Here is a 24,689-nt window from a genome sequence, read left to right on the forward strand (position 1 = left end):
AAATTAAGAATAGAAAGGGTGATATATAGTGTTGATTACTTATAAATCTTCTCGTGATGGAATTCTAGAAAGAATAGAAAACTTCGAAAAGGATAGTTGGATAAATATTACCGATCCTTCAATAGAAGAACTTAAAGAGGTATCTCAACTTTGTAATATCCCAATTGAGTTTTTAGAGGACCCGTTAGATTTAGAAGAAAGTGCTCGGATAGAATATGATGAAGAGACAAATTGCACATTAATTATTAATGACTTTCCAACTATTAATAATAACAATCAATTTGATTCTTATATTACCATTCCTATTGGAATAATCTTAGGAACGGATTACATTGTTACGGTTTGTAGCCAATCGGGTGATTTTTTAGAGAATTTAATCAAGAAAAATGTTAACACATTAATGAAGAGTCGTTTTGCATTAGAGATATTATTTTCGATTTCAACTCAGTATATAGAAAAATTAAAAAAGCTCAACAAACAACGTCTTAAAATAGAGAATAATTTGCGTGATTCATTAACGAACAAGCAACTCTATGACCTAATGGAGATTGAAAAAAGTTTAGTTTATTTTCTTACATCATTAAAGGCTAATGCAGATGTTATAACCAAGCTATTTCGTACCAATTCCGTAAAGTTATACGAAGATGACAAAGATCTTCTAGAAGATGTAAGAATTGAAAATAATCAAGGAATTGAGACCACCGAATTATATACAAGAATTTTGAACAGTATAACGGGGTCGTATTCTTCACTAATTTCTAATGAATTGAATAATACAATGAAAACTCTTACGTTATTTACAGTTTTTTTAACTCTTCCTACACTTGTATTTAGTTTCTTCGGTATGAATGTTATCTTACCTATTGCTGATAATGATCCCTCCTCTTGGATTATTACACTGATAATAGCATTAATTTTTGTTATTTGGATCGGATTGGTACTATCGAGAAGGAGGATATTCTAATTTGTTATGTATAAATTAAAAAAGGCAGTCGATTTAAAAATAAATCGAGCTGCTTTTTTATTGTGTCTGGCTGCCTCTTAGAAGGTTGTAATAAATGTACTTAACGGGTGCGTTTCGGAAACACTGGAAACGCACTTTTCTTCTTTAAGTAACCAGCTATTAGAAGATTAATCTTATTCCATTATAGGGCGCAATTCTAGAGAAGAGATTGCGCTTCTTCTTCAAAAATTGGACCATATTGTTGAAGAAGACTCTTTAATGAAGAAGATGAAAATTTCCTCGAGCAGATCATTGACAATAAAGAAGGATGGGTTTTTATACTGACTTGGTTGAAAGGCTATCTGGAATACAGAGTCCAAGGAATACGAGGAGGACTTGTAAAATGAAAAACAAACCCGGGATTGGATTCCCGGGTTTGTTTTTACTTATTGGCAACTATGACCAATTTACCTGTATCCAGTTCCTTTTCGAATTGAGCAGCTTCCGATTCACTTAATCCGACAGAAGCTAACTCATTGCGGAGTTCATCTCCACGGGAATTCACCAGGTTCTTCATAGAAGTCAGGAACCCTTGCTCGCCAATACCAGCTTCTTCTGTCCCGAGTGCTTCGTTAATATCATCTTCACGTTCTTCATAGTGCGCAAAGATGTAAATGTTATCTCGAAGATATCCTTGCGCTTCTAATTTCTCCACTTCTTGTTTCGCCTGTACTACGTTTTCTACTGTCAATTTGACTGTCATTATTTATCCCTCCTATATATGTTCACATTCAATCTATTCCACTAAATTGAATGAATAAAACATCTTTTTAGTTTTTAATTATGTTAGAGTGGCATTAACAACTAATGGAATACTAATGAACAACTCGAAAACATTGTAAGTTGTTATTCTATAATTGGGCACTATTCTATTTAGGGATTGTACCTTATTCAAGAATAGGGCCAGATTTTTGAATAACATTCTTTTACGAAAAATCCAATCAATCTAGGAATTGTAGAAATGGTTTCTCAATACTTCCTGTTTTCTTGAATTAAGCAGATAATTATTCATTTAAATATCAAGATGGTCAAATACATAACTTATAAGAAATATAGCTACAAGATATTTAGTTGGTTAGAATTCTTTATTCAAAACCAACTAAAATTGTGAATGAATACACTTAAACTAATAGATGCAATAGCATAAGAACAGGGCCGTCATTTAGACAGCTTTTTCTTATGCAGCTATCGGGGCAGGTTGGTTCAAGAAGAATTTTTGGCTTGTTCAACAGGGAGGAATTGATGATAAAAGGAACGACGCCGTCTTTAGTAACAAAAGCACACAACTACCGTTCAGCCTACCCTTTTCGGATTGGAAGTCATATAATTCTTCTGTCGAGCATCTGTGTTATAATTGTTCGCTTTAAGGGAGTAGAATAACCCGACAAAGATACAAAGAATGCCAAGTAATTGTAACCATTTTAAATGGGTACCCGTCACAGCGATATCCAGTAAGATAGCGACTGCAGGGTCTATAAAAATCATAAAAGAGACAACGGACGTAGGCAACTGACGGATACTACTGAAAAATAAAATGTACACGATTCCAGTATGAACAATTCCCGTTGTGATAGTATAGCTCCATTGGGAAGTTCCAATTGCTTGGTAACTGAAAAAATGAATAAAAGGCAGTAATACGATTAAGCCTATCACCATTTGAAGAAAAGTGGTTGCATATACAGTTGTTTTTGTAATGCTCTTTCCTAAAATCATCGTTGCCGAATAAAAACATGCCGCAATAATGCTGTATATTATTCCCTTCCAGTTTGCAGAAGATATATGGAATCCATTCGCCCCCACAATGAACATTGTTCCAATAAAGCAAATCAAGATGGCAAGATACGTGAATTTCGTCATTTTCTCCTTAAAGAGAAAGGTCCCTACTGCAAGAACCATGATAGGGGCCAAATGATATAAGGTAATTGCGATTGTAATAGATGTCATTTCAAATGCTTTGAAAAGAAACACCCAGTTCAATACATTCGCGATGCCACAACAAACAATAAAAAATAATTCTTTTCTATCCCATTGCTCCCTTTTAAAACTACCTGTTACAATCCAAGCAACACATAGGAAGACACCTGCAAATATACAACGAATCCATACGAGTTCAATTGCCGGAAGCCCAGTGAGATTTGAGAAAAAACCAACGGACCCAAAGATGGACATGGCTATAATTAATTGAAGTACAGCATTTTTATTCATATCCATTCTCCTTACTTGTATATATACCCATGTGTTTATCTCTTTTCAGGCATCCCATCACGTGTTAGTATATTTTTCCACATTGCATCCGGAATAGAGAGTGTCTGTTGACTATCACGTGGCAAAATAGTTCGAATCTCTTCTTCTCTACCTTCTTCTAGTTTTTTAACCCAATCTGGCTCCATTAGAATTTCTCTTCCTAACGCAAACAAGGGTATGCCTTTCTCTAATACGTCCAATGCGTCGTCTGGTGTATGGATAGAACCAAGTGACAGGAAAGTTGTTCTGTCAGCGATTATATTCCGAAATATCTCTGATCTTGTCTTCGTTTGATCCGAACCACTACGAGGCATAGACCATACATTTTTAACAGAGAGATGTAAATAGGAAAGATCTAAATCAGCTAGCCGATCTACTAATGCGATGCTCTCCTCCATTATTATCCCACCCTCTTCTGGTTCTTCTGGTGAGAAGCGATACCCAATTATAAAGTTGTTGTCCGCATATTGATCCCGTACCCGTTTTACTTCTTCTATTACAGCAAGCGGAAAACACATCCTTTTTTCCAGTGATCCACCCCACATATCTGTTCGGTGATTTGAATATCCAGAGAAGAATTGTTGGATAAGGTATCCGTTAGCTCCATGAATTTCTACACCATCAAAACCTGCATGTATGGCCATCATTGTTGCACGTCCGAAATCTTGAATAGTGGATAGTATTTCTTCATGTGTCAGTGTACGCGGAATGTATACTTCTTCTGCGTCCTTATAGATACTTGCAACAACGCCGCTTGGGCTTACCATTTGCTTATCGCCAATATACCCGATAAGGCTCTCGCTTCCTCCGTGATGGAGTTGGAGGATTGCTTTTGCTCCTTTTTCTTTAATTGTAGCCGCCAAATTGATGAGACCTGAAATATTCTGCTCCCCATAAGCCTTCATTTGACAGGGAAAGCTAATGGCAAGGGGGGATATTGTTGCAGCTGCTGTAATGAACATGCCAGGGCCATCCGCTCTTCTCTTATAGTAAGCAAGTTCTTCGTGAGATACGCTTCCATCTATATTTCCGGAATAGGTCGTCATCGGAGCCACGACGACTCGATTAGTAAGGGTTACCCCATTTGAAAGTGTGTACGGTGAAAGAATCTTTTCATATTGCTGTTTTGTCATAACATATTTGCTCCCATTTCTGTGCTTTTTATTTGATTTGTTTTACAACGAATATTGTATTTCTAAAAGTAATATAAGTAAAATGAATGTTTCCTATGTAAAGTATTTGAATCTCTCATGTATAATATAGAAAAGGATGTGAGACGATTTGAATTTCTTTCAACTTGAAGTGCTTCTGAAAGTAGTGGAGAGTGGGAATTTTACAAAGGCAGGTCAGGAAATTGGGTTGACCCAGTCAGGTGTGAGCCACAACATTACTACGCTTGAATCGGAACTTGGTGTGACACTATTAAAACGTGGAAGGGGCGGTACATCACTGACAACTGCAGGTGAGTATATCATTCCACATATACGAAGTATTGTAGCTAATATGGCTCATATGGAGCAGAAAGTTGCCTCCATAAAAGGACTGGAATTAGGAAAGATTTCTATCGGGAGTTTTCCTAGTTTTACAGCCTCATTTATACCTGCTTTGTTTTCTATATGTAAAGAACGCTTTCCGAATATCGAAATCGTATTATATGAAGGTGGGTATGAAGATATTGTAAAGTGGGTTGAAGAGGGAACTGTGGACCTTGGCTTTACTGCATTACCAGTTAAAGGTGTAGAATGTATACCACTTTTGGAAGACCCTTTGTCTGCAGTCATATATGATGGACATCCTTTCGTAGAAAAAGATGTTGTCACGATGACAAATTTCGTTGAGGAATCTTTTATCATGTTACGCTCTGGATGTGAAGCTCTTATAGAAGATGAATTTCGTAAAGCACATCTTCCCCTACGTGTTTCCTATAATAGCAAAGACAATGAAACGGTAATTTCCATGGTAAAAGGAAAACTTGGCGTTACTATTATGCCAAACCTTGCAATTCCTGAATATACAGAGAAGATTCATATTTTGCCTTTGTACCCGCAGCTAGTCCGAAATATTGGTTTGATCATGAAGTCTTCGGAAAACCTAACACCAATCGCACAAGAGTTCTTTAAAATTGTAACAGATTATTTTAAGGAGCATGGGAGTAAAGTTTAACAGGCGTTTCTGTATAAAGAGGAGTCTTTTATAAAGGTACAGTTTATTTGTTGTATGAAATGTAGTTTGTGAAAGATTGCACCTCAACTAACGGAGTGTGCATTTTTTGAAGAAAAAACTGTTTGAAGATAAATAAAAAGGCTAGGTTCTACTATGGTAGGACCTAGCCAATTACTTAAACCCACCAGCACCCATGTGTTGCCACATACACTCGACGCAAATGGTATGCGGAAACATAGACTACACCTAAAATAATTTTAATGTTGTAAAAATTCAGAGGTGAATGATTCTAATTCTTAGTTTGAATAGACAAATATGATGTTCAGCAATCGGGCGCGTTTATGAAGTAACGCTGTAGAAAATGATCAAACTTTTTTATAATAAGCAAACTAAAAAATGCTTCTTATTAATCTTAGTGTAAGGATTTACGAGGTGTTTTTGTTCAAACTTTATTTTAAAGCTACACCAGCTGAACTATACACGCGAAATCGAAATCATCCAGGAGCGCAAAGATTTGGAGCGTGAGAAAGCACTGGTAGAAGTAGAACGCAACTATCAAGCCAAGTTACAAGCGCAAAATGAGAAGTACAATGATAAAGTAGCTGAAATGCATGCGGAGAATGAGCGGATTCGTGCGAGCTATGAGGCGAAATTAGAGGCAATAGAAAAGAACAAACCGAAACATTGATATATAACTGGCGGCAATACTCTATAGCTAGCATCCCAAAATCTTATATCAGGCTATTCTCGTCCAAAAACCTTTACCCCTTTAATTTGGAATTATGGTTTTTTTTCAATTGATGAATCGACTCGCCTTGCATGTTTGCTAATGAATGATGTTCGAAAAAATCGAACAATAGAATAGAGTAAAATAGAAAAGTAAATTTAGCCGTAGAGAAGCGCAAAAAAGAATTGAAAAAATTTCCGAAGAATAGGAGGGAGTATAGATCAGACGATTTCAATAGAAAAGCATAAAAGATACTCGCTAACTTCACCACTATCACGAGCGATTGGTGGCGTGAGGGAGCCCTCTAAAATTCAGGGCTCAAACCACATAAAGCATTTTTATTATTTCTGCTGTCTGCTTGACAGGAAGCAGTTCATTTTATGTATTGGCTACTTTTGGGATATTTAATTTTTATGACATCATATTATCTATTTCTTTACGTCTACTTGAAGATGGAATTTTTAGTTCCTCTCGATACTTACTAATCGTACGCCTTGAAATTGTAATTCCTTTTTCATTTTTAAAATAACTTGCAATTTTTTGATCTGATAAAGGTTTTAATTTATTTTCTTGTGCAATAAAAGTCTCTAACAGTCGCTTTACCTTCGTTTGGGATATGGAATTTCCGTCTACAGTATCTAACTTTGATGGAAAGAATACCCGAAGGTCAAAAGTGCCTTTTGGAGTTTGAATAATTTTATTCATTGTAGCCCTGCTAACAGTGGACTCATGCATTCCTATTTCTTTTGAGACTTCTTTTAAGGTTAAGGGATTGAGTGCTGTAAATCCGGCCTTAAAAAAATTTTCCTGTTTTTCAATAATTACCTTTACTATTTTCAAGATTGTTTGACGTCGTTGTTCAATACTACTTATCAACCATTGATAATTATTATATTGAGTCGTAATATACTTTGACATTTCATCTTTATTTTTTAGAAAACTTGAATACTCATTATTAAAATGAATACTAGGCAAATAACTGTCATTTAGATAAAAAGAAAGGCCCGTCTCTTTTCTCTCCACAATTATATCTGGGTTCACATATTCTATTGAAAAGTCAGATATCTGAGAGCATGGTCTAGGATTGAGCGTTAGAATAAAGTCGTGAATTTCTTTTACAGTGTCCAAAGGCATTTTCAGGTGAGTCGCAATTTGATCCCATTTTCTATTCGCTAACAGGTCCAAATGGTTTTGAATTAGATATTCAGCTAGTTCTACTTTCGGGAAATCGTTTGGTATTTGCAATAATAAGCACTCTTTTAAACTCCTTGCGCCTATCCCTAAAGGCCCTACATGTTGGAGAAGTTGAATTCCTCTGTCAATATCATTTTCAGCGTATTCGTCATAAAGAAATGGCTCATGTTCATTGACGTTTAAATATCCATTATCATCTAAATTATCTATGAGATATCTGATTAACTTTTGATCTTGGCTATCCTTAAATAACAATACAGCTTGTTCATAGAGTTTAATTCTCATACCTCTATCATTACTCGTTAATAAATCACTGGTCATTCTGGATGGGCTATTCGAACTCAATTGACTGTTAGGTTTTCCTACATACAAAGGATCATTTTCTTGTTCTTTTAAATTTATTAAGGGATTTTCCATCTCTTGATCTTTAATGTATTGATAAAGTTCATATGTCGAATATTGTAATAGTGTGATGGCTTGTCTTAATTCACTTGTCATTCTCAGATTAAGTTTCTGTCTTTGATCAATTATTAAATCCATAATGTCCCCCCATATCCATTAGTTTATATGGAAACGTTTAATAATGTATGAACTATTATAGTATAACTTTTATGACTACTCTAGTCTTAAATTGAATATTTAGAAACTAATTTGTGTAGTGAAAAAAACGTAAAATATTAAAAATAGGCCTAAAGAATTTTAGACAAGGACTTAATATTCCATTGGGTTTTTCATGAATTTGAATCGATCTTGAAGAGTGTAAGTGTCTTTAATAATCTATGAATTGTGGCTCGATTCTTGCGATTGATGTAGTAATAAATAGTATTATCAAAAGGGGATACCGATTTTGTGGATTAATAGAAGACTTCGGATATGTATGTGGAAGAAACCAAGTACGAAGGTGAGGAAATTCACTAGAGAATATCCAAAAGTCCGATATTACACAGAGCCCTTGGAAACTCCTATTGGAGTTTCCAAGGGCTCAAAAGTCTGGTATCTCGTTACGAAACTTTGAATATAATATGTTGAACTAAAGCATTTAGTCTATTCTATAAAGAACTAATTAAATTACACAACAGTGCTGTACGATTTGGAATTTCACTTGCTAATATATGTTCATTTCTAGCATGAATACCTTTACCTAAAGCGCCCAGGCCATCTAATGTCGGCACCCCTAAGTTAGCAGTGAAATTACCATCACTTCCACCGCCTACATACTCTTCTTTTAAATCTATACCTAAATCTTTTGCACCTCTTTTCGCAATAATAAATAGCTCACTTGTTTTATTATTACGGTTCATAGGCGGTCGGTTAATGCCTCCTCTTACCTTAAGCGTAATTCCTTCCGTATGGGGTTTTAATTCCCTCATAATTTTATCTATTCGTTGTTGTTCTTCCAGAGACTTTGCACGTACATCAACGCCAAACGTTGATGATTCGGATACGACGTTTAGTTTTCCGCCACCTTTTATGGAGCCAACATTAACAGTCGTGCCAATATCATAATTAGTCTGGGATTCTAAATAGACTATTTGCTGGGCTGCTTCCTTAATCGCACTAATTCCATCTTCATGATGATTCCCAGCATGAGCAGCTTTGCCTTCAATCTCAACATAATATTTGGATGTACCTTTTCTACCCGTTTTCAATGCTCCCGATTCTGCTACTGGGGGTTCTGTCACTAAAGCAAATTCACTATTCATTGCTTCTTTTTCTATAATTTCTTTGGAAGAAGGGCTACCTACCTCTTCATCACTTGTACAAAGAAATATCACTTTTTTCGATAGTGGGATATGTAAATCCTGAAGCGCTTTCAAAGCCCAAATGGCTTGAACGAGTCCACCCTTCATATCAAGAATTCCCGGTCCAAAGACTTTGTCTCCCTCTACTTTAAACGCCAAATCTCCCTCGTTCCAAACGGTATCAAAGTGCGATAGCATTAGAATCGTTTCTTCTCCTTCACCATATTCAAAACGAAGATGATTTCCATAATTCTCTTGCTCGATTTCTTCGGGCTTGTAGCCAAAATAGCGTTGGAATAAGTTCTGAATTTTTTTGTTGCAAATATCTGCTAATTTCTTGTTATTTGATGGAGAATCGCTCTCTACTAAGTATTGAATATCTCTAAGTATAAGTTCCTGATTTTCCTGCATATATTTTTTTATTTGGTCCATAATTATTCTCCTTTATCTTAAAACGGTCCATAATCAATGAGCACAGCGATTGCTATTAAAATAACAGCTACAATTGACCATAGAATCACGACTGGGAATATAAATTTAACCCATTTCAAGTATGGAATTTTCCCAACTGCGAGTACCGCCATTAAAACACCAGATGTTGGTGTAATGATATTGGTAATACCATCTCCCAGTTTGAAAGCAAGTACCCCTGTTTGTCTTGTGATATCCAACATATCCACTAATGGAACAATAAAAGGCATCACAATGGCTGCTTGACCTGAGCCGGAAGTTACAAGCAAATTAAACAACAAATTAAACAAAAATATTGCTTCTGCACCCACTATCGTTGGAAAAGAACTTAACGGTGCAAACGTAGAATTTACAATGGTATCCAATACATTACCATTTTCAAGTAGAATAACAGCAGCTCTTGCTAAACCGATAACCAATGCACCATAAACGATACTCTGAGCTCCTTTAATAAATACCTGAATAAAATCATTGGCTTTAATTCCTCCAATAAATGCTGCAACAACCCCCATCATAAGGAAAATAGCAGACAGTTCACCGAGACCCCATTCAAAATTAAATACACCATAAAGGAATATTCCGATGAATACGGCGAATGTTAGTAAGACTAATTTATGTCTACCGGTAAATGGTCCATAGTCTTCTGCTTTTTCATCGATACCATCAGCGTCATCACCAAACGGCGTAATTCCCATTAAACTTTTTGATGGATCTTTGCTGATCTTTCTTACATAGAGACAAATATAAATGATTGTTACAATAAGCAATGAAATAAATGCTGCAAATCGAAGACTTGCACCGGATAATAGTGGGAGTTCAGCAATCTTTTGTGCCAATCCAGTTATCACCGGATCAAACGTTCCAGTAGCAACCCCTACATATTGGCCTAAATAAACCATTGCCACACCAACGATTGGGTCAAGTTTCAACGCTTTTGCGAGAATAATTCCAATCGGAATAAAGGCAATGACAGCATTACCGCTTAACCCTGCCATATCCATACAAGCAAATAGTACAATGAAAGTAATTACGAGTGGATATTTCCTCCCATTTGCTTTCTGAATCATTGCATTTATACCTGTGTTGATGGCTCCAGTGTGTTCAAATATAGCAACAACTCCACCAACAATAAATACCATGAATATCAAATCTGCACTGTCTACCATCCCTCGATGAATGGCAATAAAGATATCCATTATGGAGGATGGGTTTGCTTCTGTAGTAGCATATGTACCATCAATAACAACTTGTCTGCCATCAATCTCTGTTCTTTCAAAGGACCCGGATGGTACAAGATATGTTGCAATTGCCGATAGGACGATAATTCCAAATATAATGATAAATGCATCCGGCATCAAAAACCGTTTTTTCTTCTTTGTCTGTTCCAATATAATCCCCCCATTAAATTACGATATTACGCTTGTTTTCAAAAATTAACTTAGTAATACGAAAACTCACAATTAAAACATACTGCAAGAACCATGCCAATTCTTCAAGTTAGTAAATCCCTTCTTTAGAAGGTCATATATTTTAAAATCAGCATTTATAGGTCTATTTATAGGAGGTAAACTAATCATAAAACAACCTAAAAAATACGAATATTATCAATTAGCCAAATATGGGGATTCTTTTTTCGTCACATTACGCATATTGCGATGAAAGGTTATACAAATTCTGTATTTTTCTCTTCGACAGTAAATATGACCATAAAAAAACACCTTTCTTGTATACCGATGTTAGTTTAGTCGCTTAACATCGTATCAAAAAAGGTGTTTTTTCATGATTTCGTTGGAAAAAACTAGCTAAACAACAGCTATGATAAATTATTTTTATTTCCCCTAATCAATTTCAAAATTACTTATGTCATGCGTAAAGGCGAACGATAAAATCATCTATTAATTCATTGTCCGTCAATTTTCCGTTTAATACATCTATTATGAAATTGATTCAGTTTTCCTCAAAAAATATACCCCGGAAGAGAATTAGGAATAACAGTAAATTCAACATTTACACTTTTAATCTATTAAATATTTCCACACCCATTTCCGTAATCTCTGTACCTTGTTTTTTGATTCCAACTTTAATACATTTAGCTTTATTTAAAACCGCTAATCGATGTCGCAACTGTGAATCAGACAAAAAATAAGGGAGCATTTCTTGTATGACACTTCTTCCTACACTTTTTTCTCTCTTTTTACAAATCCAGAGTATTTGTAATATGGATTTGTAGTCTTCTATAAAATTTCCTGTTTTTAAATATAGAAGTGTCTCTTCAATTTCCGACAATGAATTACCAGATGAATTAACTTTCTTTTGTGATAGTAAAATCTGATTTGGTATATGATTTTCAGTAACCACATTCCCTTCAACTATCACCATTAAATAATGAATGAAACTTTCAAGTTCTCGGATATTACCTGGCCAATTATAGTTTATTAAGAGGCTTTTTATATCTGGTTTAAAAATTAAATTTCTCTTATTCAACGTTAAAAAGGAATCAATCAATATAAATAAATCCTGTTTTCTTTCTCTAAGTGAAGGAATCTGCAATGGTAAAACATTTAGGCGATAATACAAATCTTCACGAAATGTACCTTCTTGCATCATTTGATATAAGTTTTTGTTGGAAGCTGCAATAACTCGTACATTTATCGGTATGATTTTGTTGCCACCTACACGCATGACTTGGCGTTCTTGAAGGACTCGTAGAAGAGATGCTTGAATACTTAATGAGGCATCCCCAATTTCATCCAAAAATATAGTTCCATTATGGGCTAGTTCGAATAAGCCCATTTTCCCTTCCTTTCTAGCGCCAGTAAATGCCCCACCTTCATATCCAAATAATTCACTTTCTATTAACGTTTCGGTTAGTCCTGCAAAATTAACCGCTACAAATGGACCTTCTTTTCTTTCTGAACTAGTATGTATAGCTTGTGCAAAAACTTCCTTTCCCGTACCATTCTCTCCTGTAATTAACACTGTATAATCACTTTTAGCCAATCGAACTGCTTTCTGTTTTGCTGATATAATCAAAGGGCTTTTTCCAATAATATTATCAAATGAATATTTTGTTGTTAAACCTAGCTCTGTACTTTTTTTTCTAATTTCTTGCTCCATTCTTTGAACCCTTGTAACATCTTGAAATGTGATGACAAGGCCTACTAGTTGTTTGGTCAAGATTAAAGGAACTTTCGATACGAGCAAAGAGCGATTGTTTATTTGAAATAAGTTATCAAGTTGTTCTTTTTGATCTAAATATGTCTCATTAATCTGAAAGTCAGGTAAAATTTCTCTATAATGCTTTCCAATAAAATTTATAGAAGGGAGTTGTAGAATTTTATATGCATCTTCATTTATTAATGTAATAATGCCTTTTTCATCTAGCCCTATAATCCCTTCATGTACTGCATTTAAAATAGAATCTAATTTTTGTGTTAATTGTCTTTCATTTTGGATTGATAATGATAAATTTCTTCCTATTTTCACAAAATCTCTAAAAAATCCTGCCGTATAAAAATGCGCATTTTCTAAAGAAAGATTTAAAATATCTGCAATATCAAGCATAGTCGTTAAATCAATTGGTCGATTTTCTAAATTGATCGTTCTTTTAATATGCTTTGGTACAAGTTCAGGTTGTCCAAATGTAATAGCTATGTCTAGATTCTTTACCTGTTCAATATTTGTAAAACCTGGAGTATAAGGAATTAACGTTAAATGACCAAATCCAAAGGCGTGTAGAACATCAATAGAGTCTCTAGTCACTTTCATGGAGTTAGAAACTAATAAAATTTTTGTTTTAGCAGGCAAATCCAGAAGCTTTTCTAACCTTGCAATTAGAACGGAACGTCGAGCAACCATTAGAGGAATATTTAAATTTTTTTTTCTTATTTCCTTTTCTAACACTTGGTTAGACAGTAATATTAAATCAGCTTTATGGATAAGCTTTTCATTTAATGGCAATTTTTCATAATATGTATCAATGTCAATTTCTGAACCAAAAAACATTTTAAGATTTTCTTCAAATGTTTTACTTACTGTTTTAGTGCTAGTTACAATAAGTATAGTAGGCTTTTTCATCTTCTTCTCCTTACCTTACAATTACATTTTGCTCTTATTCTAACAGACTTTAAGGTAACTTAAAAAGGAATCCGGTTAAATAATACACCAATGGTTAAGAGAATGACTACTAAGGTTGCCCGTAGGTTTAGATCATTGATCAGTTCCATCGCAGCTTCTACAGGCGCATCTGTTAACAATTGTTTTATTGGCGATATTTCAGGTTCTTCTGATGTAATAAAAATTAAACAGGTAGCGCATAGGCTTCTTAAAAGTCTATACGCTTTAATTAAAAATTACATAATTACGGTTTGCATGTAAATATGAAAAAAAGGCGCCTAATCCTAAATTAGTCGCCTTTTTTCATGGATCGCTTTAGAGTAAACCCTCTTTCTAAGTAAAACTTACTCAAAAGCAAAATAAACAAGGTCAAAATCAGTCCGCAACCCCCAAAAACCAGCCTGTTTTCAGCTGAGAAACACTGAAAACCGCCCTCCAAACCTCCCGGCAAACCCCTCCATCCCCTTTCAGCAAGGACAGGATTGAACTTGGAGGCGCTCTTAGGGGAGGAAGGGGGGCCAATTCAGTCCGAATCGCTCCGCTTGTTCGGGCTGAATTGACGGCTGGTTTTTGTCGTTTGCTCTCTCTTTCACGCACAGTAACTCCTAGCTAAAAGAAGTAAAGTTGGCGCGGCATCACGACATTTTTTTCGACACGGCAAAAACGCCGGCTCGAAAAAACCACAACTCACCGACAAGAACACTCGGTGAATTGTTATGTCGTCATGCCACGCCAAAGCCACTACCCCAAATCGAACCTACTCCCAACCAAAGAAATCCTCCTAACCCAAAACCATCATAATCCTACTATCCAAAGGGCTCGCCATCATGAAATTTTGGGGTGGCGTCAGATTTATGCGGACTTTTCCCTCTGATCACTTCTAACATATTGAAATTCAGAAATATTATCAAAAAAATAGTTGTTTTTAACATGAATGTATCTTAAAATTCACTAGGTGAAAAAGTATATTACAATAATATTTTAAGGAGACTACATATGAAAAATGTTAAGATGTTTTCGAAAGTTTTATCTATATTGTCAGTATTAGCTCTTATTTTTAACATGGGTTCTATTACGACTGCTAAAGCAGATACTTATTACTCATTTTGGAAGATTGAATCTTCTCAAAAAAATTATACTACTGAAAATGTAGGTTCTTGGGAATTGGCTTACAAAGGAACACCTGCAAAAAGAGATGGAGAATATGATACGGTATCAGCTACTATAGCTCGTTCAGCTTCTGTTTCTGGAAGTATTCAGCTTACTAAAAAGGCGATCTCTGGTGAAGTAGGGATTGCATTATCAAAAGAATATTCTATAGGCGGTAGTAAAAATTCTGCTCAACTAAAAAAAGGTGAGTATATTAAAGGTTATGTAAAACAAGTTGCTTCTGTTTCAAAAGTAGTCCAAAGAAAATGGGAACATATGGGTGGAGTCAATTATAAGTCTGGGACAACTGCAACAGCTTATGTAAAAAAACCTACAGGTGTTACAATCAAAATTGAATATTATAAAAATGGTGTTAAAATTAGATCTACAAATGAACAACCTATAGATGTTGATTATTATTATATTGATAATGAAACAAATGAAACTATTAAGTTGACTGAAGAAGAAGTAAATAGTTTGGAAGAAACTACTGAAGAAAATGAGGATTTTATTAATTATAATCCTGAAGAAGATGAAACATTAGGTTTAGAATTAGATCAAAAAATTTATAGAGAAGAAATATAATGAAACAAGTAAAAAAAACGACAGATAGCTATCTGTCGTTTTTTTTACTTGTTTGTTTTTTTAAATATAAGATATAGACCAATTACTAAAGGTATTAAAATTATACAATATACAGGGAATGGTATGTAGTAAATCCAGTGTTTAAAATATGAAGAAGTGTTTCTTTCAATAGATAATGATAACACAGAAATCATTATTACTAATGCCGAGGTCAATAGAGTAAGACATATCAATACTAATCCTTGTATTTTATTTGGTAACAAGAAAATTCACCTACTTTTTAAATATAATTATTAATAATTTAACATACTTTTTAAATCATTAATAATTATATTTAAAAAGTTTTTATTAAGTTTTTATTCAGATTTTTCGTTGTATTTGAATTGGGCTATTTGTTCGATTCCATCTTCCCTAAGAATGATTTCAAAACGAATTTGTTTAATCTCATTCCAGTCACCTTTTCTGAAAAGAAAAGTATTTGCTCTAAATGTTCCTCTGCTTATTCGATCTAGGATTCCCTTCAGCAATTTCTTTTTGCCACTGTCATTAGCTCACCCCCCACAACCAATTTTCGGGTGTGAGGTCTCTCGTGTTTATGTCGAGGCCATTCGTCCATACCATGCAAGGTTTTATACACGCTGCAGCTAGTAAGGTCACCTCAAAATGCTATCAAATCAACAATGTATAAAAAATGAATACGGATTGAATACGGTTTTCGTTATAAATGCTGATATAGCGAGGTTTTGGCTTGAACCTAGCTTCTGCTATCTGGTGTTATGTAAACCTAAAATGTATGGGATTGTATAAGGTAGTTAAACCAGAATCAACAATCTTTGAGAAAACAGCCTATAATAAAGATGAAATGAGGGATTTTTTATGGGGTTTATAGGGTATTTGGTTTTTTTTGTAATTTTTATGTTTTCATTAGAAAAAATATCTAATACGTTACTTGGTGTAGAGAAGAGAAAGATTTCTGAAACCTCTGGTAAAAACTTTAACAGATGGGGGAAGGGAATTATTTTAGTCATCTCGTTATGTATTTTGCCGTTTGCATTTACGAAGGGAATAGATGGTATAAAATGGTTTTGGGTACTCTACACAGCTATAATATGGGGTTTTCAAGCTATTATGGAATGGAAATACATAAAGAACTCAAAACAATATGTTACTACAATTATTCTTTCGATGTTCATCATATCTTTTCTTTATAATATTGAGCATTTCATCAATTAGGGGTCCTGTCAGATTTATGCGGATTACAACGTTAAGCAAAGAAATGTACCAAAACGGCAATTTTGGAAGGTTATACTTCACCTTCCGGAACTTCTACCAATTAATTTCGTTACTCCCAGTAGTGGAAATTGTTTTATAATATGTATTTTTTAGGGGGATTTAAAAGTGTTTAAAAAAGCAGCTATAATTACAGGAATTGTATTGAGTTCAATTTTGTTAGTTGGGTGTAATGGAGAGGAAGTAATAAATATTACGGAAAACGGGGAAAATGTTGTTTTACCACCAGCAAATATATTTCTTTCAGAATTACATGATGAAATAATCGTAGCTATTAAAGAACAAACGGCAATTGAGGCGGATTCAATAATGTTAGGTGGTAATTTTAAAGAACTTTCTGTATCAGTAGGTTTCCAGAAGGATGTAAAAGTTGATGATACGTTGATTCAACAAATAGTTGAAGATTCTATAAAGAAAGTTTCTGAAACAAAAAACGAGACAATTAGCGAAGAAAATATAACAATAAAAATTGAGAAATACTAATGGAGAAGTTCTTAAAGGATACAAACAACCTTAAAAAACAGTTGCTTTATAAAGTATACAAAATAAATCTAAATAACGTTCCCAAATGAAAATTAGGGAATAATACACCCCATTCAATTGAATGAGGTGTTTGTTTTTTGCTGCTTAGAATCAGATGTCCCCAAAACTCATTTGGGTGACTTTTTTTAAAGAATACCATACAGCGCTAATGAATCTTTAATCATAGAAAAATCACTAAAGAATTAGTGGTAATATGGAGTTTTCTCTTTGAAATATAGATGACAAAATACTTTTACATACGAAAAACCCTTAATTATAAAGAGTTTTGATAGCTGATACTCTATTTTTTAACTAATCTCTAATCAGAAGGAGCGATTAAAATGAACCTCAGCAAACAAATCAAAAAATACAGAACCAGGGATCAGTTTTCGCAAGAAGAATTAGCTCAGAAACTATATGTTTCTCGACAAACCATTTCTAACTGGGAAAATGAAAGAAGTTATCCAGACATACACAATTTATTGTTAATGAGTGTTCTTTTTAATGTTTCTTTAGACGATCTAGTTAAAGGAGATGTAGAAATGATGAGAAATGAACTTCAAGGCGCTCAGATGAATAAATGGACCATCTCAATGGTAACTTTTAGTTTACTAGGAGCGATTTCGATTGGACCAATGATGAATTGGTTTGGAACAAAAGGGCTTCTAGTTTCATTCGTCTTAATAGCTTACTCAATTTATTCAGCTTTTAAAGTGGAGAATATCAAAAAGAAACATAATTTGAAGACTTATAAAGAGATTTTAGCTTTCCAGGAAGGACGCCAGTTAACCGACGAAGAAAAAGGAGAAGGGCGCAAAAAAAATAAATATATAAAGGTTATGATGGTTATTTCATCGGGTCTAATCACTGGAATATTAACGTGGTTAAGTTTAACTTTCTTTAATTAAGAAATAAAGGAGATAAATATGAATAAGAAACAGATAAATATGCCTCTCATTTTTTATGTTTTTATGGGAACTTGTGTCGGTGCTTTTTTTGGACTATTAGCATATGTAAAAGATTGGATTTAAATTTAAATTCTTATAATGCAGATCTAGCCCCCCATTCAATTGAATGGGGGGGTGATTTTGACTGCATATGCACAGTATTTCCCCAAACGAGGGTTTGGGAAGGTTATACTTCAACTAATGAAGTAGGAAGTGATCTTTTGGATAAAAAACAAATCTAATTTTAGGGTCGTTATTCATTTTAACTAGTGGACTAATTTTTACGATTGAACGCTTAACTGCATATGTATATTGGGCTACTCAAAATCATTATTTCACAGCTGTAACATCAGTAGGGAAAATCCACGCCTATTACTATGAAAAAGGCAATCGTATTCCTGTATAAAGAAAAGAGCTAGTCGTTTAATCCGACTACCTTTTTATATTTTTTACATTTTTACCAATATTAGAAAAGTTGATTTAAATTAAGTATTCCATATCCTCGTCTAACAGACAAAACCCAGAAATGATAGACTATCTCGGGTTTTATCGCTCAAAATATTTTCAAGTTTTTAATATGAATTCTCTATCCTATTCAACGGTCAATTATAAATTAGACAATTCTTCTCTTACATATGTGCGAAACTCCGCATTTGTTAGAAACTTCAGTTGAAAACCATTTAAATTTCGAGATAGTTTCGCTTGCTCTAGTCGGTTTAAGTCATTTGAGAAAAATGCAAGCTCAGTTTTATTTCCTTCTTTATCTGTGGCATACATCGTATTTGTCAAAATAAAAGCAGTCGATCCACCCTTTCTCCCCACATGAACAAGAAATTCTTGATTAGCTGGATTTTTCATCAACTGCTCCATTACTGGATCCAAATATGTATGGATTTTTTTATTATAGTATTCTTTGCTATTTAGTTTTTCCATAATTGATATATAGTCTTCTGTTGTTGAACCCGGTAATCGATCAGACCAAATTTTTTGGAAATCCATGCTCATCATTTTTAATAGTTGCTCTTTTTCTTGGTTCGTTGGTGGATGGCTGAGCCATTTTTTGTGAATTTCCATTGCTCTATTACGATATTCTGATAAGTCCATGCTTTTTAATGCTTCTAGCGCCTCTTCTTGTGTTAGGTTTTTCTCATTCATCAGTTGACTAGTTACGAAAAGCACACTTACAATCGGATACAAAGGATCGTGCTTGGAAATACCTAAACTTTCTGGAACTCGATTGATATTTTCAAACCCTAGCACATTCATTAAGTATTCTGTATTTGCGTTTGAGCTAAAAGCAATCATGCCATTCGCAACTTCACTTAAGGGAACATTAATTGTCTCTTGACCTTTATTCAACTGGGCAATCCATGCTTCATGTGCTCCACCATCTGTTTTAGGTACATAAAATGTGTTAAGTTCCTCTAAACTTATTTCTTGTGCAGGGTCAATCTTCCCTTCTGCTGCCTGTTGAGCATATTCAATTGCCACAATGATTTTAACCGTACTGGCGAGAGGTAGTTTCTTTTTTTCGTTAACCTCTACCCATTCTTGACCATTAAAATTGATTGATAGCGAGACATTTTCATTCCTAATATTTTCCTTTATAAACTGTACAATGTAGTTAGGATCTTCCTTGTTCACATACTTTTTGAACGACCACGCCAAAATTCCTATTATTAAAACAAATAGAACTACAATACCTACTATTATCAAAAGTAATTTCTTCAAATTTCTCCCCCTCTCTATTATTAATATTTTACGTTTAATAAGTAATAAAGTTTCAAAAATAGGTATATATTCCAAATTCAATTTAATTAATTCAGCAAGGAAGGATTACTCATTATGGGATAGCGTCAGAATAATGAGGATTTACAACGTTAAGGTAAATAATTTTATCAAACGATGGTTTGGGGAGGTTATACTTTAGCTAATGTAGCAGGTTAATAATTAAAAGTTAGGTAGGATGTTATGCATAAAAAGTTAAGTAATGTAGAATTCAGCTATTTTATTGGTCAGAAGGTTGAAGAAGTAAATACTGAAAAGAATATAGTTTTTGGAATGGCTTTTGAATCAGGCTTTTTAACAATTGAATGCCCTTGGAGAATACGATGTGATAATGAAGTTGCGATTGGTTACTCCGATGTTCGCCATTCAGCCGGAAAGTTTTCACACAAAAATGCTGAACAAATATTACTGGGAAAGAGAATCGTGAATATATTTCATTTCGAACAAATATCTGACTTAGTTGTGGAATTTGAAAACGGTATTTATCTTGAATTATTCCACGACAGTTCTTATTACGAAGGATGGCAATTGGGAACCGAGAAGGGATTATATTTATTTACTTTGCCAGGGGGCTCTTACAGCGATTAATTAAAGAGATTTAGACTTAGTGCAACAAGCATTTCAAAAAGTCCCCCAAACGAGGGTTTGGGAAGGTTATACTTCAATTAACGCAGCAGGTTTGCTGAAAATAGGGAATTGCTTTTATTTGTAGAAGATTGGGGGATGATTAATGGAGTTTAATATTTTGATGTATATAATGCTCATTTTAAGTCATTTGATATTTTCCAGTTTAATATTGGCTATTTTTACTTCCGTCTTTGTGAAAAGTAGAAAGAAGGGATATGTATTTTTAACAATCTATATATTATTAAGTATTTATTCGCTAACCACTGTATTTAAGGACTCAATGTTATTGGGAAGTTATATGTTGATTATATACATTTGCTTAGGTGTAGTAACTTACTTTGTTATTAAAAAGAAACTTTCAAAAGGAACTGAAATATAGATTCTTCAACTAACTCGCAGCGTGGTAATATAAGGTTTATATGAGGTATATAAACGGAAAAGTCTATTGTTGGTATTGAGATATTGTTTGTACTGAATCTTTTACTTCAGTTAATCGACATAAACGCACGAATTTTAATTTCTCCTGTTATTGAATGGGTTACAAAGTTCATTCTACCGTGGATATTATTGTATTGGATTATTAGATTCATTAAAAATTCAGAAAAAAATCGTTAGCTTTCTTCAGCTAACGAGGGCTTTAGTGAAACAAGGATTTACAACGCATACATAAATGAACCTAATAACGTTCCCGAATGGGAAATCTGGATTGTCTTACCGACAAGAAAATCGTATAGAAAAAGAGGTGACTTGTTTTGGTAGTAGCTACTCTTATTATCTCAATACTTTTCTTGATTTTTGCTATCACATTATCGCAAGGAAAAGGGGCATCATTACTAACGGGTTATAATACAATGTCTGACAGTGAAAAAGCTAAATACAATGAAATAGCTTTGTGCAAGTTTATGGGCAAAATTATGTATGGTATTAGCTTTAGCATTTTTTTGTTTTCGTTAAGTGAGATGGTAGAAAATCAAGTTATATTTATTATTGGTCTTATTTTATTTATAGCGCTTTTCATTTTTTCATTAGTGTACACCAATACAAAAAACAGATTCAAAAAGAACGTTTAATGATAATTGAGAAAGAGGTCTTCATATATTGAAGTCCTTAATTTAATAGAATCGTATAAGGGAGAAAATATGAACACTATTTTAAAACAATTAAAAGAAATTAAAGCTGAATTAAGAAAGCCATTTCCTACTAGAGATATTAATAAAATATGTGAAGATTTTCGAACAGAATTTTTGAATTTATCCGATGAGGATGAGGTGGATGTCTATGAAGATTTTCGTTTCTACTGTGTGAACATAGCAGGAACATTAAGTTATGTTTTAGAAGATAAGACAAATCAAATTCCACAAGGACAAATTGACATGTTATATAAGTCTTTTTTTGAATACTATAATAAATATGAATTTTTTGAAGACCGGATAGCAAACTATAATCATTTCTTTCAGGAATATAAAACCCATGAGCAAGCAAGAAAATTGTTATTACAGCTGTTGTCAAATAACCATTATCCATTAAAACGACAGAGTCTTTACACAAAAATAAATCTGACTTTTGAGAAATGAACTTGAAATTTATACAACAAAATTCAATAAAACGCTCCCAAATAAGACTTTGGTGACTCTACGAGGAAGGCAAACTACGCTTTGGGAATAATGTTGAAAGGGATTGTAGACTGTTTGTCGAACATATTAAACTATTACAAATAAAACGTGTGATAGTTTTAACAAAGGAGAGAACCAATGACTTTATATTCTGTACTTGTAGCCAATAAACCTTTACCAACAATTGATTGTACTGGGATTGCAGAAATTACAATAAAAGAATTAAAAAAATTATATCCGATTACTGTAGATACACCTGAACAGCCCTGGCATTCAATGCCTGATGATTCAATGATTTTACACGCACCAGACGAATCAGCCTTTGGACAGTTAAATATATTTGAATGGAGTAATCCACCTTATGATTTAGAGGATTATAACGATAAAACTTATGTTTACTGTATCGAGGGAAATTGGAGTTCAGTGTTTTTAAATGATTTGTTAAATTATTTGAAACGATCTATTAAAAAAGGGCAAGAAGCTGAATTAATCCGTTTTTGGGCAGGTGAATATGATCGGAAATTGAAAAAACGACATATTAATATTGAAGAAATCGAATTACATCATCTTGAGAAATTAAAGAGTGAAGAATACATACGTATCATTTTTTGATTGAGATAGACGTTCCAAAATCAAAGCTAGGGAATAATACACCCATTCAATTGAATGAGGTGTTTGTTTTTTTGCTGCTTATAAGTCAGTATGTCCCCAAACCACGCTTTGGGAAGGTTTATGTTTTATCTATAAAAAAGATGGGACATTTTGTAATTTAATTCGTAAATGTAATAATAGTCTTAAAGGAGTTGATTATTTGAAGCATTTTTTCAAAATGTTTAGCGGGATTTTTATTGTCATATTATTATCGGGATGTATTGGGGAAAGCTATGATTATTCTCCCCCAACAGTTACACTTTCACACCCTGACGATTATACGCAAGATGTAACGCTAGCAGAAGCAAACATTAATTGGGACTATGACAAAAAATACAATAAAGAAACTGAAGATATTCAAACGTTATCAAAAGAACAAGTGCCTATTTACTTAAAGGCAGGTCAACAAGTTCAATACCTAATCGAAGATGGTCATTTTGAACCCAATCGAATTAATGTTTCGCTTTTGGAAAATGATAGTGAAATAAATCTAAAACTTGAAGAGGTAGAGTCATTTAGATTAATTAATGAAACAGGTGAATATACAGTTGTTTTCAATATAGAATCTTCTAAAGGAGACGCTCAGTATGTGGGACGCATTGTGATTCAATAGTGCAGTTGTTGAATAAGCGCTGTGCTTTAATCGGATTAGATTGAAAAAAAGTGTATGTTAAAATTCGAACAAAATAAATTTATATGTAGGGAGATGACTACTTTATGAAAAAGAGAATTTCTATAGTATTAACAACGATAGCTATCATTACTTTTGGTGTTTTTACTTATTATGGGTCTTTGACCGAGGCTAATAAGGAAACCGACAGTATTGTAATAGATAAAGATGGAGAAGTAGTAGAACCACTTAGTGGTAATAACGATAATATGGGTCATTAATACACATTAATATCGGCAGACATTTTTCTTGACGTTCTATTTGTACCAATACTCTCCTAAGCAATCGGGCGCTTTAGTGCAACAAGGACTTATAAGCTATACAAAACAATCATAATAAACGTTCCCAAATGAAAGTTAGGTAACAATACACCCCATTCTAGTGTGAGTGGGGTGTTTGCTTTTGTTCATCAAATTGAAATTAAATAACTATAAAATTAATCTTTTTTAACTTTATATCTAACTTGTTTAAAAGTTACTATATCTCCATCTTCAGTATCATCTATAGTTTGAAAAAGTTGAACTTTTGGGTTGTAGTCCGTCCTATGAGCATCTTTTATATCCAAAATGTTAAGTTTGTAGGATTCATCATTTTTTATTTTTTGTTCAAATACTTTTTTATTTGCAACAAAAATATAGGTCACTTTATTTTCATCAATTCCCTCAGTCATAAATTCTAATTGATTATCCTTTGTTGTAATCTTTGGTGTTAATAGTTCAATACTTCCGTTTCCAGTATCTCGTTTAATAGCAATTTCAATATCGGCTTTATCACTTGAATCTAAAGAATCTTCTATTATATTTGAACATCCGGATAATGTGATACCAGCGAATAGAATAGAACTTAATCCAATTATCTTTTTCAAAAACATCACTCCTTTTAGTAAATTATAATATAAATGTAAAAATAAAGAAAATTAAGGGTAATACGTTTGGCATTCTTCGACGGAGTGCTTTAATGCAATAAGAATTTATAAAGTATACAAAACAAACCTAATAAACGTTCCCAAATTAAAGCTTGGTAACAATTCAAACAGCGACAAACACTGTTAAATCAGTGTTTGTCGCTGTTTTTTATAGAAAATAACACGCTGAGACGCTGCGAAAAATAATTTTAAAGAAGACTGTTCGATCCACTTGTTCTGAATGGCGGTAACATATAAATAGAATCTCAATGAAATGTTGCCA

The 24,689-nt window shown here is 33.6% G+C and carries 22 protein-coding genes and 1 pseudogene; 14 read left to right on the plus strand and 9 right to left on the minus strand.

Annotation, left to right across the window (positions count from 1 at the left end; genetic code table 11):
* The first annotated feature begins 28 nt into the window (after positions 1-28).
* On the plus strand, positions 29-964 hold the full coding sequence (locus tag AEA09_RS18705) for a magnesium transporter CorA family protein (RefSeq protein WP_053585486.1): 936 nt from the start codon (positions 29-31) through the stop codon (positions 962-964).
* 421 nt (positions 965-1,385) lie between these two features.
* Here the strand turns inward: AEA09_RS18705 and AEA09_RS18710 are convergent, their stop codons facing one another.
* The 3 genes from AEA09_RS18710 to AEA09_RS18720 all read right to left on the minus strand — a co-directional run bounded on the left by AEA09_RS18710 (position 1,386) and on the right by AEA09_RS18720 (position 4,380).
* Positions 1,386-1,706 carry a YflT domain-containing protein gene (locus AEA09_RS18710; protein WP_053581955.1) on the minus strand — a complete coding sequence of 107 codons (321 nt, stop codon included), beginning with the start codon at positions 1,704-1,706 and terminating at the stop codon, positions 1,386-1,388.
* A gap of 590 nt (positions 1,707-2,296) precedes the next feature.
* The gene (locus AEA09_RS18715; protein ID WP_082332732.1) at positions 2,297-3,208 is read right to left on the minus strand and encodes a DMT family transporter; all 912 of its coding nucleotides are present in this window, start codon (positions 3,206-3,208) and stop codon (positions 2,297-2,299) included.
* 35 nt (positions 3,209-3,243) lie between these two features.
* The gene (locus AEA09_RS18720; protein WP_053585487.1) at positions 3,244-4,380 is read right to left on the minus strand and encodes an NADH-dependent flavin oxidoreductase; all 1,137 of its coding nucleotides are present in this window, start codon (positions 4,378-4,380) and stop codon (positions 3,244-3,246) included.
* Positions 4,381-4,528: 148 nt separating this feature from the next.
* On the opposite strand from AEA09_RS18720, the gene AEA09_RS18725 reads away from it, so the two are divergent.
* Both AEA09_RS18725 and AEA09_RS20040 read left to right on the plus strand, forming a co-directional pair.
* Entirely contained in the window at positions 4,529-5,410 is an 882-nt protein-coding gene (locus AEA09_RS18725) for a LysR family transcriptional regulator (protein ID WP_053585488.1), read from the plus strand.
* Between the two features lie 514 nt (positions 5,411-5,924).
* A complete protein-coding gene (locus AEA09_RS20040) occupies positions 5,925-6,098 on the plus strand; it encodes a hypothetical protein (protein WP_156312253.1) in 174 nt (57 codons plus the stop codon).
* A gap of 450 nt (positions 6,099-6,548) precedes the next feature.
* Here AEA09_RS20040 and rpoN read toward each other — a convergent pair whose 3' ends face one another.
* Positions 6,549-7,871, minus strand: coding sequence for an RNA polymerase factor sigma-54 (gene rpoN / locus AEA09_RS18730; protein WP_053585489.1), 1,323 nt, complete (start codon positions 7,869-7,871; stop codon positions 6,549-6,551).
* 310 nt (positions 7,872-8,181) lie between these two features.
* Here rpoN and AEA09_RS20385 point away from each other — a divergent pair.
* Positions 8,182-8,360, plus strand: a pseudogene (locus AEA09_RS20385) (group II intron reverse transcriptase/maturase); the annotation flags it as partial.
* Between the two features lie 20 nt (positions 8,361-8,380).
* Here the strand turns inward: AEA09_RS20385 and AEA09_RS18735 are convergent.
* From AEA09_RS18735 to AEA09_RS18745, 3 genes are all read right to left on the minus strand, one after another.
* Positions 8,381-9,505, minus strand: coding sequence for a M20 family metallopeptidase (locus AEA09_RS18735; RefSeq protein WP_053585490.1), 1,125 nt, complete (start codon positions 9,503-9,505; stop codon positions 8,381-8,383).
* A 17-nt stretch (positions 9,506-9,522) separates the two neighbouring features.
* On the minus strand, positions 9,523-10,932 hold the full coding sequence (locus tag AEA09_RS18740) for a YfcC family protein (protein WP_053585491.1): 1,410 nt from the start codon (positions 10,930-10,932) through the stop codon (positions 9,523-9,525).
* A 619-nt stretch (positions 10,933-11,551) separates the two neighbouring features.
* Positions 11,552-13,621: a sigma-54 interaction domain-containing protein gene (locus tag AEA09_RS18745; RefSeq protein WP_053585492.1), complete on the minus strand. Its 2,070-nt coding sequence runs from the start codon at positions 13,619-13,621 to the stop codon at positions 11,552-11,554.
* A gap of 1,035 nt (positions 13,622-14,656) precedes the next feature.
* On the opposite strand from AEA09_RS18745, the gene AEA09_RS18755 reads away from it, so the two are divergent.
* The 4 genes from AEA09_RS18755 to AEA09_RS18770 all read left to right on the plus strand — a co-directional run bounded on the left by AEA09_RS18755 (position 14,657) and on the right by AEA09_RS18770 (position 18,114).
* Positions 14,657-15,394: a hypothetical protein gene (locus tag AEA09_RS18755; RefSeq protein ID WP_053585494.1), complete on the plus strand. Its 738-nt coding sequence runs from the start codon at positions 14,657-14,659 to the stop codon at positions 15,392-15,394.
* A gap of 876 nt (positions 15,395-16,270) precedes the next feature.
* Positions 16,271-16,627, plus strand: coding sequence for a DUF4181 domain-containing protein (locus tag AEA09_RS18760; protein ID WP_053585495.1), 357 nt, complete (start codon positions 16,271-16,273; stop codon positions 16,625-16,627).
* A 165-nt stretch (positions 16,628-16,792) separates the two neighbouring features.
* Entirely contained in the window at positions 16,793-17,167 is a 375-nt protein-coding gene (locus AEA09_RS18765; protein WP_053585496.1) for a hypothetical protein, read from the plus strand.
* Positions 17,168-17,547: 380 nt separating this feature from the next.
* The gene (locus AEA09_RS18770; RefSeq protein WP_053585497.1) at positions 17,548-18,114 is read left to right on the plus strand and encodes a helix-turn-helix transcriptional regulator; all 567 of its coding nucleotides are present in this window, start codon (positions 17,548-17,550) and stop codon (positions 18,112-18,114) included.
* 645 nt (positions 18,115-18,759) lie between these two features.
* Here AEA09_RS18770 and AEA09_RS18775 read toward each other — a convergent pair.
* A complete protein-coding gene (locus tag AEA09_RS18775; RefSeq protein ID WP_053585498.1) occupies positions 18,760-19,884 on the minus strand; it encodes a serine hydrolase in 1,125 nt (374 codons plus the stop codon).
* A 240-nt stretch (positions 19,885-20,124) separates the two neighbouring features.
* Here AEA09_RS18775 and AEA09_RS18780 point away from each other — a divergent pair, with 240 nt between their 5' ends.
* From AEA09_RS18780 to AEA09_RS20145, 6 genes are all read left to right on the plus strand, one after another.
* Entirely contained in the window at positions 20,125-20,529 is a 405-nt protein-coding gene (locus AEA09_RS18780) for a DUF6188 family protein (RefSeq protein ID WP_245622910.1), read from the plus strand.
* Positions 20,530-21,320: 791 nt separating this feature from the next.
* Positions 21,321-21,638: a DUF3784 domain-containing protein gene (locus AEA09_RS18790; protein WP_053585500.1), complete on the plus strand. Its 318-nt coding sequence runs from the start codon at positions 21,321-21,323 to the stop codon at positions 21,636-21,638.
* A gap of 69 nt (positions 21,639-21,707) precedes the next feature.
* Positions 21,708-22,142 carry a YxiJ family protein gene (locus AEA09_RS18795; RefSeq protein WP_053585501.1) on the plus strand — a complete coding sequence of 145 codons (435 nt, stop codon included), beginning with the start codon at positions 21,708-21,710 and terminating at the stop codon, positions 22,140-22,142.
* 177 nt (positions 22,143-22,319) lie between these two features.
* Positions 22,320-22,793, plus strand: a complete 474-nt coding sequence (locus tag AEA09_RS18800) for a hypothetical protein (RefSeq protein ID WP_053585502.1) — start codon at positions 22,320-22,322, stop codon at positions 22,791-22,793.
* Between the two features lie 199 nt (positions 22,794-22,992).
* Positions 22,993-23,445 carry a hypothetical protein gene (locus AEA09_RS18805; protein ID WP_053585503.1) on the plus strand — a complete coding sequence of 151 codons (453 nt, stop codon included), beginning with the start codon at positions 22,993-22,995 and terminating at the stop codon, positions 23,443-23,445.
* A 104-nt stretch (positions 23,446-23,549) separates the two neighbouring features.
* Positions 23,550-23,723: a hypothetical protein gene (locus AEA09_RS20145; protein WP_169778100.1), complete on the plus strand. Its 174-nt coding sequence runs from the start codon at positions 23,550-23,552 to the stop codon at positions 23,721-23,723.
* 215 nt (positions 23,724-23,938) lie between these two features.
* On the opposite strand, the gene AEA09_RS18810 is transcribed toward AEA09_RS20145, so the two are convergent.
* Positions 23,939-24,373: a hypothetical protein gene (locus tag AEA09_RS18810; protein ID WP_053585504.1), complete on the minus strand. Its 435-nt coding sequence runs from the start codon at positions 24,371-24,373 to the stop codon at positions 23,939-23,941.
* Positions 24,374-24,689 lie beyond the last annotated feature (316 nt).

It is taken from the genome of Lysinibacillus contaminans, assembly GCF_001278945.1.
GTDB classification, from domain to species: Bacteria; Bacillota; Bacilli; order Bacillales_A; family Planococcaceae; genus Lysinibacillus; species Lysinibacillus contaminans.

What these genes read in the sequence shown, in the direction of transcription:
- AEA09_RS18710 (WP_053581955.1), bottom strand. Translation starts at nt 1,706, where the DNA reads ATGACAGTCAAATTGACAGTAGAAAACGTAGTACAGGCGAAACAAGAA.
- AEA09_RS18715 (WP_082332732.1), bottom strand. Translation starts at nt 3,208, where the DNA reads ATGAATAAAAATGCTGTACTTCAATTAATTATAGCCATGTCCATCTTT.
- AEA09_RS18720 (WP_053585487.1), bottom strand. Translation starts at nt 4,380, where the DNA reads ATGACAAAACAGCAATATGAAAAGATTCTTTCACCGTACACACTTTCA.
- rpoN (WP_053585489.1), bottom strand. Translation starts at nt 7,871, where the DNA reads ATGGATTTAATAATTGATCAAAGACAGAAACTTAATCTGAGAATGACA.
- AEA09_RS18735 (WP_053585490.1), bottom strand. Translation starts at nt 9,505, where the DNA reads ATGGACCAAATAAAAAAATATATGCAGGAAAATCAGGAACTTATACTT.
- AEA09_RS18745 (WP_053585492.1), bottom strand. Translation starts at nt 13,621, where the DNA reads ATGAAAAAGCCTACTATACTTATTGTAACTAGCACTAAAACAGTAAGT.
- AEA09_RS18755 (WP_053585494.1), top strand. Translation starts at nt 14,657, where the DNA reads ATGAAAAATGTTAAGATGTTTTCGAAAGTTTTATCTATATTGTCAGTA.
- AEA09_RS18760 (WP_053585495.1), top strand. Translation starts at nt 16,271, where the DNA reads ATGGGGTTTATAGGGTATTTGGTTTTTTTTGTAATTTTTATGTTTTCA.
- AEA09_RS18770 (WP_053585497.1), top strand. Translation starts at nt 17,548, where the DNA reads ATGAACCTCAGCAAACAAATCAAAAAATACAGAACCAGGGATCAGTTT.
- AEA09_RS18780 (WP_245622910.1), top strand. Translation starts at nt 20,125, where the DNA reads ATGCATAAAAAGTTAAGTAATGTAGAATTCAGCTATTTTATTGGTCAG.
- AEA09_RS18795 (WP_053585501.1), top strand. Translation starts at nt 21,708, where the DNA reads ATGAACACTATTTTAAAACAATTAAAAGAAATTAAAGCTGAATTAAGA.
- AEA09_RS18800 (WP_053585502.1), top strand. Translation starts at nt 22,320, where the DNA reads ATGACTTTATATTCTGTACTTGTAGCCAATAAACCTTTACCAACAATT.
- AEA09_RS20145 (WP_169778100.1), top strand. Translation starts at nt 23,550, where the DNA reads ATGAAAAAGAGAATTTCTATAGTATTAACAACGATAGCTATCATTACT.
- AEA09_RS18810 (WP_053585504.1), bottom strand. Translation starts at nt 24,373, where the DNA reads ATGTTTTTGAAAAAGATAATTGGATTAAGTTCTATTCTATTCGCTGGT.